Here is a 14311-nt window from a genome sequence, read left to right as displayed (position 1 = left end):
ACCATCTTAGTGGATGCGGATGCCTGTCCGGTTAAGCAGGAAATTGTCGAATTGGCCAATATTCATTCGGTTGCTTACAAGTTCATTGCATCCTATGCACATATGAAAACAGAGTATCGCTCAGATGAGTGGACATTCGTGGATTCCAGTAAAGAAGCTGTCGACTTATATATCCAAAATTACTCCAAACGAGGAGATGTGGTAATTACCCAGGATATAGGTCTTGCTTCTACACTCCTGTTAAATGGTGTTCATGTTTTATCGCCAAGGGGTAATGTATATGAGGAAGGTCATATTCATACAGCATTAGATATGCGATACCTATCGGCGAAAGCACGGCGTCAAGGTGTTTATGGAAAAGGACCTAAACCGTTCAAGGAAGAAGACCGACAGCGATTTAAGAAAGAACTGACAAAAATATTGTCGAAAATTGAAGGATTTTAGCTTTTTTTCTAGAATACTTCTTTATGTAGTGGGGAGTTGTCGTTATGGCAGAACGTATTCCTGAAGAAAAGATTGATCAAATTCGAAATTCAGTTGATATTGTTGATGTTATTGGAGATTATGTGAATTTAACGAAGCAAGGCCGAAATTATTTTGGACTTTGCCCTTTTCATGGAGAGAATACACCATCATTTTCCGTATCTCCTGATAAGCAAATTTATCATTGCTTTGGTTGTCATGCAGGAGGAAACGCTTTTTCATTCTTAATGGATTTAGAAGGTTTTTCTTTTCAAGAAGCTGTTGTCAACTTAGCAGAGAAAGCAAATATCCCTCTTGATATTGACGTTTCTTCACATGACAAAAACGTGAAACAGTCACCTGAATTGCAACAAATGTATGATGCGCATGAATTATTATGTAAATTCTACCATCATTTACTAGTAAACACAAAGGATGGTCAAGAAGCGTTAGAATACCTTTTAAAACGTGGATTTACAATGGAGTCAATTGAGAAGTATAAAATTGGCTATTCACTAAATTCATGGGACTTTGTCTGTAAATTTTTGCAGAAAAGAAAATTTCCCTTGGATCTCATGGAAAGAGCAGGTTTATTAATCAAAAGAGAGAGAGATGGTAACTTTTTTGATCGATTTCGCCATCGTATCATGTTTCCTATCCATAATGAAAAAGGGAATATTATTGCTTTTTCAGGAAGATCATTGGGGGAAGAAGACCCAAAATATTTAAATAGTCCTGAAACGGCCATTTTCAATAAGAGCAAAACGGTCTTTAATTTTAATCGAGCAAAGAAGCACATTAAAAAAGAGCAAAGAGCTGTTCTCTTTGAGGGATTTGCTGATGTCATTGCTGCTGATGCGGCTGGCGTCATTAATGGAATTGCTACGATGGGTACTTCGCTTACAGATGAACATGTACAATTAATTCGAAAAAGTACTGACCATGTGACGATCTGCTATGATGGGGATACAGCAGGAATTCAAGCAGCCAATCGTGCCTTAGATATGCTTCAATCAGTCGGTTGTAATGTGCGAATTGCTTGGCTTCCGGAAGAGCTTGACCCTGATGATTATATAAAGGAATATGGCGCAGAAAAGTTTAAAAATGAGGTTATTGAGGCTAGTCTTACTTATATGTCCTTTAAAATGAGATATTTAAGACTAGGAAAAAGGTTGAATGATGAAGGAGAACGGCTTCGTTATATAGAAGAAGTACTAACAGAAATCAGTCGTCTAACGAAAGCAGTAGAAAGAGATCATTATTTAAGACAAATGGCTAGCGAATTTTCGCTTTCATTAGATGCCCTACAACAGCAACAAAAACAAATATTTTATTCAATGCAAAAAAATACAAAAAATCAGCCACAGTCATTACCACAAGAACCGTTTTTATTACAACAAAAGTCAAATAATGTATTACGGCCAGCTTTTCAAAATGCTGAGCGTATGTTGTTGGCTCATATGATGAATAATCACGATATTACATTGAAGGTTCAGGAAATGTTAAGTGGCAATGAATTTAATGTGGATGAGCACCAAGCGATTTATACTTATCTTCTTGCATATTATGAAAGTGGTCATGTGCCTGATACAAGTAACTTTATGCAATTTATAAAAGACAAAGAGTTGCGGCATATTGTAGCAGATATTGTGATGATGCCTGTCAATGAAGATTTTACTGAAAAGGAATTATCTGATTATATTAAGCATGTGTTAAATCATCAAAAGATGATTAAAATAAAAGAAAAAATTCATGATGAAAAAGAAGCAGAACGTCAAAAGGACTATGCCAAAGCGGCATTAATTGCGATGGAGATTCTACAATTAAGAAAATCATTAGAAAAGTGATAATCTCTCATCGTGTTAATTATATTATAGACTGCATAAGCAAAAGCAAATGATTACCATAATAACCATTTAAGTGTTATGCTGTCCCAGAGGTTTGTGATTTTTTGGAAGGAGGGGGACAAATGGCTGAAAAATCGGCCCGTTCGAAAGAGGTTGAAACAGAATTGACCCTAGAACAAGCAAAAGAGCAGATTTTAGAAACAGGAAAGAAGACAGGTGTTCTCGCCTATGATGATATAGCAGAAAGATTGTCTCATTATGAGTTGGATTCTCATCAAATGGATGAGTTCTATGAATTCCTTGGTGATCAAGGTGTGGAACTAGTTGGTGATAATGATGACGATGCAGATCCCAATGCGCAAGAATTAGCAAAAAATGAAGAGGAATTTGATTTAAATGATTTAAGCGTACCTCCTGGAGTAAAAATTAACGACCCTGTAAGAATGTATTTAAAGGAAATTGGTCGTGTCGACCTACTAACAGCAGAAGAAGAGATTTCACTTGCAAATAAAATTGAGCAAGGCGACGAAGAAGCGAAGCGTCGTTTAGCGGAGGCTAACCTACGTCTCGTTGTAAGTATTGCCAAGCGATATGTCGGTCGTGGCATGCTGTTTTTAGATTTGATCCAGGAAGGGAATATGGGTCTTATAAAAGCAGTAGAGAAATTTGACTATCGTAAAGGTTTTAAATTTAGTACTTATGCAACATGGTGGATACGTCAAGCAATTACAAGAGCAATAGCTGACCAAGCAAGAACCATTCGAATTCCGGTTCACATGGTTGAAACAATTAATAAGTTAATTCGTGTTCAGCGCCAATTGCTACAAGACTTGGGCCGTGAACCTTCTCCAGAAGAAATTGCTGAAGACATGGATCTAACACCAGATAAAGTACGAGAAATTTTAAAAATTGCTCAAGAGCCAGTCTCATTAGAAACACCGATTGGTGAAGAGGATGATTCTCATCTTGGAGATTTCATAGAAGACCAAGACGCTACTTCTCCATCTGAGCATGCTGCCTACGAGCTGTTAAAAGAGCAGTTAGAAGATGTACTCGACACTTTAACAGACCGTGAAGAAAATGTACTTCGTCTTCGCTTTGGACTAGATGATGGGAGAACAAGGACGCTAGAAGAGGTTGGAAAGGTCTTTGGCGTCACGAGAGAAAGGATTCGTCAAATTGAAGCGAAAGCCCTTCGAAAATTAAGACATCCTAGCAGAAGTAAAAGACTGAAAGACTTTTTAGAATAGAATTCAATTCAGGATAGTTTACTCTAAATGGGTAAGCTATCTTTTTTTAGTGCAATATTCACTTCTAGTGGTGTGGATAATTCCTTTATTTGTATATGATACCATATATTAATAAATAAACAAATGTACGGTAATATCCATACTTATATTTACAATTTATTTTACTGAATAGTTAATTATATTGCAAATTACTTTTTGTAAAAAATTCTTAAATTATTTATTATTTAGATAATTATTACTATATTGAGAAACAAAACATGAGAGTCATAAAGCGGTTTTATTTAGTTCTAATGTTTAAATCATTATTGAAACATAACTATGTACAATTTTAAATTTTTTAAATCTTGAGAATATTAGAGAGGTGATTATATAATAGGAATTGAAAGCGTATTCAAAAGTCATAAGAAGGAGGATTTATATGAATTTTGACCTTACATCTGAACAAAAGATGATTTTTAAAACGATTAAAGAGTTTGCAATGGAAGAAGTGGAACCTGGTGCATTGGAAAGAGACCGAACGAAAGAATTTCCATTGGAAGTGTTCAAGAAATTATCAGACCTGGGTATGATGGGCTTACCCTTTTCGGAAGAATATGGCGGTGGTGGAGCCGATACAATTAGTTTTGCAATCGTAACTGAAGAATTAAGTAAAGCATGCGCCTCAACAGGTATAACGTATTCGGCCCACATATCTTTGGGTGGCGCACCTCTGTCATTATTTGGTACCGAAGAACAAAAACATAAGTATTTAACACCTATTTGTACCGGTGAGAGTCTTGGTGCATTTGGTTTAACTGAACCGAATGCTGGCTCCGATGCTGGTGGGACAAGAACAACAGCAGTAGAAGAGAACGGGGAATATATCATCAATGGGAATAAGTGCTATATCACGAATGCGAGTTATGCAAAACATTTAGCCTTAACAGCTATCACTAGTATGAATGGTACGGATAAAGAAATTAGTGCGATTATTGTTCCTACCGATGCCAACGGGTTCACTGTATTGGATAATTATGAGAAGATGGGACTTAATGCATCTAATACGACTGAATTGATATTAGAAGACGTGCGCGTACCGACTGAGCACTTGCTCGGTAAAAAGGGTGATGGATTTAAGCAATTTTTAATCACTCTTGACGGAGGAAGAATTGGCATTGGTGCCATGGCAGTGGGCATTGCCCAAGCAGCATATGAGAAGGCGCTAAAGTATGCTAAAGAACGTGAACAATTTAGTAGAAAGTTATCTCATTTTCAAGCTATACAATTCAAACTAGCTGATATGGCGATGAAAATTGAATTGGCGAGAAATATGGTTTATAAAGCAGCTTGGTTAAAAGATCAAGGAAAACCGTTTTCCAAAGAAGCGGCAATGTGTAAGTTATATGCATCTGAGATTTGTATGGAAATCGCTGATCAGGCCGTTCAAATTCATGGTGGTTATGGCTATATGAAAGAATATCATGTAGAAAGATATATGCGTGATGGTAAGTTAACAGAAATTGGAGAAGGAACTTCAGAAATACAACGTATGGTGATTGCCAGACAGATTGGTTGTTAATAGGAGTATATTTTTTGCATTAAAGGAAAATGCTATCTAAGAATGGTTAGAGAGGGTGAATCTTTAGAGACTTTACGTGTATAAAATTACCCAAAACTATTTTTTAGATAGTTTTTCTTTTAAACAATACATGTTTACATAAAATATTTTTAAGGAATGAAAAGGGGTAAAATGGTAAAAAAATAAATGATAGGAAGTAAACTTTTTTGCCAGTTTATTAAAATAATTTTGAATTGCTGATAACAAATTCGTTTTAGGGCTTTTCCAATAGCGTTTTTTACAGTAAAATAGAGATTGTTTGTATATACTTACTTATATTGTGAAGTTCTTACATAAGGGAGGTTTAAACATTGAATCGTAATCCGTTAATACCGTTCGCTCTTATTGCTATCCTTGGGATTGGCGCAATGTTCCTTGTTTCATTTAAAGGATTAGGTGATCACAAAGAACTGACAAGTGAAGGGGACGAGGAAGCAACAGAAGAGGTAGCAGCGTCACCGGAGGAAATTTATCAACAATCTTGTATTGGCTGTCATGGTGACCAATATCAAGGTGGTGTAGGACCCGCACTAACGGGTGTTGGCGAGAGACTTTCAGAAGAAGAAATCGTTGATGTATTAACAAATGGTAAAGGTGCAATGCCAGGGGGACTTGTCTCTGGTAAAGAGCAAGAAATGGCTGAATGGTTAATGACATTGGAATAAACGAGTAAGTCCTTTGCATATGCAAGGGACTTTTTTTATACTATAATCAGAACTTAATACATAGAAGTGGTGGAAAAACGAATGAACACAAATCAATTATCTAATCGATTAAGAACAGTTGCTCAATATATACCAAAAGGTTCGAAAATAGCCGATATTGGCTCAGATCATGCTTACCTACCTTGTTATGCTGTTAAACAAGGGATTGCAAAAGAAGCGATTGCTGGTGAGGTTGTGGAAGGACCGTTTCAATCAGCGTTAGCACAAGTAAAAGCAGATAAATTAGAAGACAAAATCTCCGTGAGAAAAGGAAATGGACTTTCTGTTTTAACGGACGATGAAGTAGATGTAATAACAATTGCCGGTATGGGCGGAACATTGATTGCGTCCATTTTGGAAGAAGGTTCAGATCGCTTAGGTGGAGTAAAACGATTAATTCTCCAACCTAATATTAGTAGCATCTCTATCAGACTTTGGCTGCGTGAAAACGGATGGGCGTTAATAAATGAAGAAATAATCGAAGAAGATGAAAAAATTTATGAGATCTTAATCGCTGAGAAAGGCGATATCAATCGAGGATACGACGATTTAGAAGAAGGTCTTTTGTTAGGACCGTATTTATTACTTGAAAAATCGGCAGTTTTTATTAAAAAATGGAAACATGAACGAAAGAATTGGGAGAGAATAATTAGTCAAATCCAAGCAGCAAAATCATCAAATGAAAATAATGAAAAAATAGTTGCTTTACAGAAGAAAATAGCTATTGTTGGAGGGGTATTATCTTGAAGAAAGCAAATGGACATGAAATCATTCAATTATTTGAACAGTTTTCACCAAAAGCCTACGCAATGGAAGGAGATCCTATTGGGTTACAAATCGGTAGCTTGAACCAAAAAGTAAGCAAAGTAATGGTTGCACTTGATGTGTTAGAGGAAGTGGTTGATGAAGCGATTGACCAAGGTGTTAACTTAATTATTGCACACCATCCACCGATTTTCCGTCCTTTAAAGAAATTAGACAGTGATACACCTGCAGGAAGAATCTATACAAAATTAATTAAGCATGATATAGCCGTTTATGCAGCTCATACGAATTTGGATGTTGCTAATGGTGGTGTAAATGATTTATTAGCAACTGCACTTCAGATGAAAAATACAGAAGTCCTTGTACCAACATATGAAATACCTTTAATGAAACTTGCTGTTTATGTACCTGTAGAGAACGAGGAAGCAGTCAAGCAAGCTTTAGGTAATGCTGGTGCAGGTGCATTAGGTGATTATAGTCATTGTAGTTTTTCAAGTGAAGGGAATGGACAATTTTTACCAAGTAAGGGAGCAAATCCTCATATTGGCCAACCGGGTACACTTGAAAAGGTGAAAGAAAATAAAATTGAAGTAATATTCCCATCTAATTTAGAGAAGAAAGTTATCAAAGCAATGCTTGCGGCTCATCCATATGAAGAGGTGGCCTATGATCTTTATCCATTAGCTAATCAAGGAGAAGTTCTCGGACTCGGTAGAATAGGTGAAATTAAGGAAATGACCTTAGCACAGTTTGCAGAGCATGTGAAGGCGGTGTTGGATGTGCCTAGCGTGCGTGTGGTAGGAGATTTACAATCAGTTGTGAAAAAAGTAGCCGTTCTTGGTGGAGATGGCAATAAATATTATGCAAAAGCGAAGATGAAAGGTGCAGACGTTTACGTTACGGGAGATATGTATTATCATGTTGCGCATGATGCGATGCAAGCTGGTTTAAATATTATTGACCCTGGTCATAATGTCGAAAAAGTGATGAAATCAGGTGTTGCAGAATATATGAAGAAAAAATGTGCTGAAAAAGGGTTAGAGGTGGAGTTTATTGCTTCTAAAGTACATACGGATCCCTTTACATTTGTATAATTGAAGATAGAAAAAGCCATCTCCATTTGGAGATGGCTTTTTGCTTACTTTTGTACAACTTTTGGCTTTTTTATTTTTGGAAGAATTTTAGATAATGGTACTTTCTTTTCTGTAAGCCAAGTTGATTCTTCTTTTGGATCATACTGTTCAATAAAAGAAATCACTTCTTTTGTAATTGGTGTTGGTGTAGAGGCACCGGCCGTTACTGCAACCGTTTGAGCATCCTTAATCCAATCTAAATTAAGCTCGGAAATATCGCCAATACGGTAGGCTTTTGTGCCAGCAATTTCTTCGGAAACTTGAGCAAGCCTGTTCGAGTTATTACTTTTCGGATCCCCAACAACGATAAGGACATCTGCAGCCCCTGCTTGCTCTGCAACCGCTTCTTGACGTACTTGAGTAGCAAGACAAATTTCTTTATGAAATTCAGCTTGAGGATATTTCTCTTTGATTTCTTCCATGATATCGCCGACATCCCACTGGCTCATGGTTGTTTGATTTGTAACAAGAATTTTTTCATTTGTTAGTGTTAACGCTTGAACATCGTCAATCGTTTCAACTAAGTGAACGATCTCAGGTGCAACCCCAACCGCTCCTTCAGGTTCAGGATGTCCCTTTTTACCAATATATATAATTTGATAATTTTCGTCTATCTTCTGACGAATTAAATCATGCGTGCTACTCACATCCGGGCAGGTAGCATCTAAAGTTACTAACCCTTTTTCTTTAGCTCTTTCTCGAATTTTAGGTGATACACCATGTGCTGTGAAGATAACCGTACCGCTTTGGACTTGGTCTAAAATATCGTCACGGTTTTTCCCATCTAAAGTAATAATGCCTTCTTCTTCAAATGCATCAGTCACGTGTTTGTTATGGACAATCATGCCAAGGATATAAATTGGCCTCGGTAAGGTTTTATCGAGTGATGCGTTTTTAGCAATCACCATTGCGTCTACTACACCATAGCAGTAGCCCCTTGGTGATATTTTGATGACGTTCATTGAATATCCTCCCTATATCTGAAACATATATTTTGTGTTATATAATTTTAAATAAAACATTGGATGAATGAAATTACTCATCTCTTCTAATCTATTATATAAGACATAAAGCAATAACACAAAAAGGAGAATTTATAAAAGAAATCCACGGTGATTTAAGCTCAATTCTATTGTTCCGTAAGGACGAATGAAAATAAGACAATGAAGGTGATAGGATAGATACACTTTGCATATTGGGACTTAAGAGATGACTATAACAATTTTTTTAATTCACTTAATGAAGGAAATGAGCGATTTAAATAAAATAAAAACTCGCCAAAATGGCGAGCGCTAAGCACATGATTAAACATACAGTTTCGGTACAGACTGACCACCAGCTTTTTTAGGGGGTTGTTGAGTTGGCTGGTCTTCTAAAGACTTCATAGTGACTGATGTCTCTTTTTTAGTTTTCGTTACTGACATAGTAGGATGACTATCCTTTATCGGAGATGGTGAGCTAGATTCATTTTCTTCTTCTTTTTCTTCCGTTGTTGAACTCATATTCTTAAGACCGCGATAAAGCTTCCACATTGAAGGGATATTTTTAACCATTGGACCGTACTGTTGAACCATTGGACCGATTTGCCCTGCAGTATTTAAGAATTTTTGTGTATTTGTTAAAAAACCGCTGATATTTGTTGGGTTTGTTAGCGTTTGGAGAATGCCTGCTCCACCAGCGGCTCTAGATTCTGTGGCAGCATTAGTAGCAGTGTTAACGGCTGCCTGCGCACCGGAACCACCTCTACCACCAAGAATTTTGGATAATAGACCTCCACTTCTTGAAGATCCGTTATTTCTCATGCCACCATTATTTCTTGGTTGTGTTGGTCCGTATGGAGTCATACCGGGTGGAAATGGTGGCCTACCTGATAAGTTTTGCATCATTTGTGGTGTTTGGTGTGGTGGTGGGAAGCCTGGTCTCTGCCCTCGATTTGGTCCCATTCCTGGATACATCACATCTCCTCCTCTCAAAAGGGGATTTTACTTTCATTGTATGCAAAAAGGAGAAATGGGTTTATCTTTAATAAAAGGATAAGAAGGAATAACAAGTATAACTGGTTATTTACCTGGAATTTTATTATAATAATATGATGGAGTAAATGTTTGCGATTTTAAGTGATCATGTGTGCAAGTACTTATGATCATTTCATAACGATAATGAGGAGTTAAAAAAATGAATGAAACAAGATTTGAAAGGTATGAGTTTAAACCTTTTATTATAGAAGCAGTAAAGAAGTTAGGGTTTTATGAACCAACAGATATACAGGAAAGATTAATACCGACTGTCTTAAAAGGGGAAAGTGCCATTGGTCAATCCCAGACAGGTACAGGTAAAACACACGCTTATATTCTGCCAATGGTTGAAAAACTTCAAACAAATAAAAAAGGTGTACAAGCAATTATCACTGCACCAACTAGAGAGCTAGCCAACCAAATTTATCAAGAGGTTTTAAAAATCACGAGCCATAGTGAAGATGCTATCGCAGTTAAGCTCTTTATCGGTGGTACAGATAAACAAAGAACAATTGAAAAGCTCAAAACGCAACCGCAAATAGTTGTTGGTACACCGGGAAGAATTAATGATTTAGTGAAAGAGCAGGCATTGCTTATCCATACTGCTTCATTATTAGTTGTGGATGAGGCGGACTTAATGTTGGATATGGGCTTCTTGGAAGATGTTGACCAAATCGCTTCACATATGCAAGAGAAATTGCAAATGCTTGTGTTTTCAGCTACGATCCCAGAGAAGCTTAAACCATTTTTGAAAAAATATATGGAAAACCCAAAATATGTTCATGTAGAGCCGAAGCAACCAACCGCAGCTAAAATTGAACATCAATTATTACCTTCAAGACACCGCAACAAAGTAAATCTTGTGTTTGATGCTTTACAGTCTTTTAACCCGTATTTAGCCATCGTGTTTACGAATACGAAGAAAAAGGCAGATGAAGTCGCGGATGGTTTAATGGCTAAAGGCTTGAAAGTCGGAAGAATTCACGGAGATTTGAACCCACGAGAACGAAAGAAAATGATGAAGCAAATCGTTGATCTCGAATTCCAATATATCGTAGCAACTGATTTAGCTGCTAGGGGTATTGATATTAAAGGAATTAGTCACGTAATTAACTACGAATTACCTACAGACTTAGATTTTTATATTCATCGTGTAGGTAGAACAGCGAGAGCAGGCACTTCAGGTATTGCCTTAACGATTTATGATCCAACAGATGAAGACGCATTAAATAAATTAGAGAAGATGGGCGTTACTTTTACTCATATTGATTTTGTTAAAGGAAATTGGGTAAAACTTGACGATCGTAATAAAAGAAAAAACAGACAACGTCAAACAGATGAGATTGATAAAAAAGCTAGTTCACTTGTACAAAAACCAAAAAAAGTAAAACCAGGATACAAAAGAAAGCGCAAATGGGAAATGGAAAAGATAAAGAAGAGAGAAAGAAGGATTAAAAGAAAATAAGAGAGAGGGATATTGTATGTTGAAAATCGGATCCCATGTTTCGATGAGCGGAAAAAAAATGTTGTTAGCAGCCAGTGAAGAAGCAGCTTCTTACGGGGCGAATACATTTATGATTTACACAGGTGCTCCCCAAAACACGAGAAGAAAGAAAATAGAAGATTTAAATATAGAAGCAGGCCTAGCTCATATGAAGGAAAATGGCATAAGTGATATTGTTGTTCATGCCCCTTATATTATTAATATAGGGAATACAACGAACCCAGCTACATTCGAATTAGGAGTGAATTTTCTACGTTCTGAAATCGATCGTACAGAAGCGCTTGGGGCAAAGCAAATTGTCTTGCATCCTGGTGCACATGTCGGAGCAGGTGCAGAAAACGGTATTGCAAGGATTATTGAAGGTTTAAATGAAGTACTAAATGGGGATGAAAATGTGCAAATCGCGCTTGAAACAATGGCTGGAAAAGGGTCAGAATGTGGAAGAGATTTTGAAGAACTAGCGAAAATTATTGATGGTGTAACTCATAATGAACATTTATCTGTTTGTTTTGATACTTGTCATACTCATGATGCTGGATATGATATTGTTAATGACTTTGATGGTGTATTAAATGAATTTGATAAAATCATTGGTATCGATCGATTAAAGGTTCTTCATATTAATGATAGTAAAAACATTCAGGGAGCTAGGAAAGACCGCCATGAAAATATTGGATTTGGTCATATCGGTTTTAAGGCACTAAACAACATTGTTCATCATCCACAACTTACGACAATACCGAAAATCTTAGAAACACCTTATGTTGGCGAGGACAAGAAAAATAAGAAACCGCCATATCAATTCGAAATTAATATGTTGCGTAAAGAAGCGTTTAATGAAAATCTTTTAGAAGATATTTTAGCACAATAAAAAAGCATGGAGGAGAGGGATCCTCTATGCTTCTTCTTTGCCCTTCTAATGGTCTGTTAAAATCGTAGATGTCAATGGCACTTGTAATCGACTTAAGAATTGGTAAACATAAGAAATATTTGATTGACTGACTTTGCCGTGTCTACACCTGCAATATTGGCAATTTCTTTGACAAGTTTCTTTCGTTCATTTTCATTAAAGATATTCACCTTTTTACCGCGAAGATATTGGGCGATTTGCTCCGCTTCTGAGCGGCTAACTGAGATATTAAATTGTTTTCCATACTTTAATAATTCATCTGCGGTAATGTGATTGACTTTGTGATTAATGATGTTCTCAAAGATTTTCATGTGCATCACTCCTCATTAAACTGTATGCACCTGTGCAGAAAAATTTGCCTATTTTTCTACAAAAATTGATGAAACAAGCCCCATTTCACTCCTTTACAAGGTTAGGAACTTCATGTATACTACTCTTTGTACTAAATCGTAATGATTCTTAAAACGAAGGTGAATAAGATGGAAACACTGCAAGAGCCAGTGATTAAAATAGAGGATGTTTCCTTTAGATATGAAAAGAATAATGTATTAGAGCGGGTAAATTTAATTGTAAATGAAGGAGACTTCTTAGCCATTGTTGGTCCAAATGGTTCTGGAAAATCAACACTTCTCAAGTTAATATTGAACTTATTAAAATTACAAAATGGGAAAATCACTCTTTTCGGGGAAGAAATGAATCAATTTAAGGACAGGCAAAAAATTGGCTTTGTTTCGCAAAAGGCAAATTCATTTAATACAGGTTTTCCGGCAACGGTATTTGAGGTTGTTGCTAGTGGGTTAACAAAAAAGCTGGGACTATTTAAATGGATGAAAAAGGAAGATAGGCGTCATGTTATCGATGCTATAGATTCTGTTGGATTACGCGAATATGAAATGAGTAATGTGGGAGAGTTATCTGGAGGTCAGCAACAACGGGTGTTTATTGCAAGAGCGTTAGTTAGTGAGCCTAAATTACTTATATTAGATGAACCGACTGTTGGTGTTGATGCACAACATGTGCAATCATTTTATCATATGCTTGAAGATCTGAATAAAAACCGTGGCATTACGCTTTTACTGGTTACACATGATATAGGGACAGTTTCTGAGCGGGTATCACATGTTGCATGTATGAATAAAACTCTTCATTTCCACGGGAAAACAGAGGAATTTGAGCGTCTTGATAAAGCTGAAATGTCGACGTTTTATGGACATGACGTTCATATCTTATCCCATGATCATCACCACCATCATGAAGGGGTGAGATGATGATTGCTGCTATATTTGAATATGAGTTTTTACAAAATGCTTTTTTAACTGGTATGATTATTGGTATTATTGCCCCTTTACTTGGTGTGTATATTGTAGTCAGGCGGTTATCATTGATAGCAGATGCGCTTAGTCATGTAACGTTAGCTGGGATTGCAGCAAGCTTATTACTTGAAAAGAAACTAACCGGTTTTAGCGGAGTCAATCCTGTTTATATGGGGATGGCTTTTTCCGTTACAGGATCTGTGTTTATAGAAAAGTTAAGGTCTGTATACAAGCATTATCAGGAGCTTGCCATTCCTATTATACTTTCTGGGGGAACCGGTCTAAGTGTAATATTTATTTCACTCGCTGATGGCTTCAATTCAGATCTGTTTGGTTACCTTTTTGGTAGCGTTAGTGCAGTAAGTAGAGAAGATCTATGGCTTATTATCATCATTTCGGTGATTATTATAGCCATTATTGTTTCTTTATATAAAGAACTATTCTTATTATCTTTTGATGAGGAGCATGCGCAAGCATCTGGTATTCCAGTAAAAATTGTTCATTTTATTTTTATTGTGATGGTGGCACTTGTTATCGCTTCATCTATGCGTATCGTTGGAATTCTCCTCGTATCCGCACTTATGACTTTACCGGTTGCTGCGAGTATGCGGATTGCAAAGGGCTTTAAGCAAACGATTTTATTGTCAGTTATTTTTGGGGAAGTGTCAGTACTTGGCGGTTTATTTTTAGCATATTACTTAGATCTTGCTCCTGGAGGAACCATTGTGATCATTGCTGTGTTAATATTATTAGTAACGATACTTTTAAAGAAAGTAAAGACATCTAGACCAGCTAAAGTATAATTGCAAAA

The 14311-nt window shown here is 36.5% G+C and carries 14 protein-coding genes; 11 read left to right on the top strand and 3 right to left on the bottom strand.

What is annotated here, in order from left to right; genetic code table 11:
- Positions 1–9 precede the first annotated feature (9 nt).
- From MKX83_RS16355 to MKX83_RS16325, 7 genes are all read left to right on the top strand, one after another.
- Positions 10–444 carry a YaiI/YqxD family protein gene (locus tag MKX83_RS16355; protein ID WP_095372535.1) on the top strand — a complete coding sequence of 145 codons (435 nt, stop codon included), beginning with the start codon at positions 10–12 and terminating at the stop codon, positions 442–444.
- Between the two features lie 44 nt (positions 445–488).
- The gene (gene dnaG / locus MKX83_RS16350; protein ID WP_307312872.1) at positions 489–2309 is read left to right on the top strand and encodes a DNA primase; all 1821 of its coding nucleotides are present in this window, start codon (positions 489–491) and stop codon (positions 2307–2309) included.
- A gap of 122 nt (positions 2310–2431) precedes the next feature.
- The gene (rpoD, locus tag MKX83_RS16345) at positions 2432–3559 is read left to right on the top strand and encodes an RNA polymerase sigma factor RpoD (protein WP_095372537.1); all 1128 of its coding nucleotides are present in this window, start codon (positions 2432–2434) and stop codon (positions 3557–3559) included.
- Between the two features lie 418 nt (positions 3560–3977).
- Positions 3978–5117 carry an acyl-CoA dehydrogenase family protein gene (locus tag MKX83_RS16340; RefSeq protein WP_095372538.1) on the top strand — a complete coding sequence of 380 codons (1140 nt, stop codon included), beginning with the start codon at positions 3978–3980 and terminating at the stop codon, positions 5115–5117.
- Positions 5118–5467: 350 nt separating this feature from the next.
- Entirely contained in the window at positions 5468–5821 is a 354-nt protein-coding gene (cccA, locus tag MKX83_RS16335; RefSeq protein ID WP_095372539.1) for a cytochrome c550, read from the top strand.
- 81 nt (positions 5822–5902) lie between these two features.
- Complete coding sequence (locus MKX83_RS16330) at positions 5903–6607, top strand: tRNA (adenine(22)-N(1))-methyltransferase (protein ID WP_307312877.1); 705 nt, start codon at positions 5903–5905, stop codon at positions 6605–6607.
- On the top strand, positions 6604–7719 hold the full coding sequence (locus tag MKX83_RS16325; protein ID WP_095372541.1) for a Nif3-like dinuclear metal center hexameric protein: 1116 nt from the start codon (positions 6604–6606) through the stop codon (positions 7717–7719). Before MKX83_RS16330 ends, MKX83_RS16325 begins: the two co-directional genes overlap by 4 nt.
- Positions 7720–7763: 44 nt before the next feature.
- On the opposite strand, the gene MKX83_RS16320 is transcribed toward MKX83_RS16325, so the two are convergent.
- Both MKX83_RS16320 and vrrA read right to left on the bottom strand, forming a co-directional pair.
- Positions 7764–8720 (bottom strand): 4-hydroxy-3-methylbut-2-enyl diphosphate reductase, encoded by a 957-nt coding sequence (locus MKX83_RS16320; protein ID WP_341056564.1) that lies wholly within the window; start codon positions 8718–8720, stop codon positions 7764–7766.
- A gap of 342 nt (positions 8721–9062) precedes the next feature.
- Complete coding sequence (vrrA, locus tag MKX83_RS16315; protein WP_307312878.1) at positions 9063–9713, bottom strand: VrrA/YqfQ family protein; 651 nt, start codon at positions 9711–9713, stop codon at positions 9063–9065.
- 220 nt (positions 9714–9933) lie between these two features.
- Here vrrA and MKX83_RS16310 point away from each other — a divergent pair, with 220 nt between their 5' ends.
- Both MKX83_RS16310 and MKX83_RS16305 read left to right on the top strand, forming a co-directional pair.
- Positions 9934–11238 carry a DEAD/DEAH box helicase gene (locus MKX83_RS16310; protein WP_095372543.1) on the top strand — a complete coding sequence of 435 codons (1305 nt, stop codon included), beginning with the start codon at positions 9934–9936 and terminating at the stop codon, positions 11236–11238.
- Positions 11239–11254: 16 nt separating this feature from the next.
- The gene (locus MKX83_RS16305; protein WP_251163394.1) at positions 11255–12148 is read left to right on the top strand and encodes a deoxyribonuclease IV; all 894 of its coding nucleotides are present in this window, start codon (positions 11255–11257) and stop codon (positions 12146–12148) included.
- A 92-nt stretch (positions 12149–12240) separates the two neighbouring features.
- Here MKX83_RS16305 and MKX83_RS16300 read toward each other — a convergent pair whose 3' ends face one another.
- A complete protein-coding gene (locus MKX83_RS16300; RefSeq protein WP_095372545.1) occupies positions 12241–12498 on the bottom strand; it encodes a DUF2624 domain-containing protein in 258 nt (85 codons plus the stop codon).
- 168 nt (positions 12499–12666) lie between these two features.
- On the opposite strand from MKX83_RS16300, the gene MKX83_RS16295 reads away from it, so the two are divergent.
- On the top strand, positions 12667–13455 hold the full coding sequence (locus tag MKX83_RS16295) for a metal ABC transporter ATP-binding protein (protein WP_307312882.1): 789 nt from the start codon (positions 12667–12669) through the stop codon (positions 13453–13455).
- On the top strand, positions 13455–14303 hold the full coding sequence (locus MKX83_RS16290) for a metal ABC transporter permease (protein ID WP_095372547.1): 849 nt from the start codon (positions 13455–13457) through the stop codon (positions 14301–14303). Before MKX83_RS16295 ends, MKX83_RS16290 begins: the two co-directional genes overlap by 1 nt.
- Positions 14304–14311 lie beyond the last annotated feature (8 nt).

Origin of the sequence: Cytobacillus sp. FSL M8-0252 (assembly GCF_038007345.1) — a bacterium.
GTDB lineage: Bacteria > Bacillota > Bacilli > Bacillales > Cytobacillaceae > Cytobacillus > Cytobacillus kochii.
The sequence above is the reverse complement of the archived record's forward strand: the minus strand, read 5'-3'. Positions and strand labels throughout refer to the sequence as shown.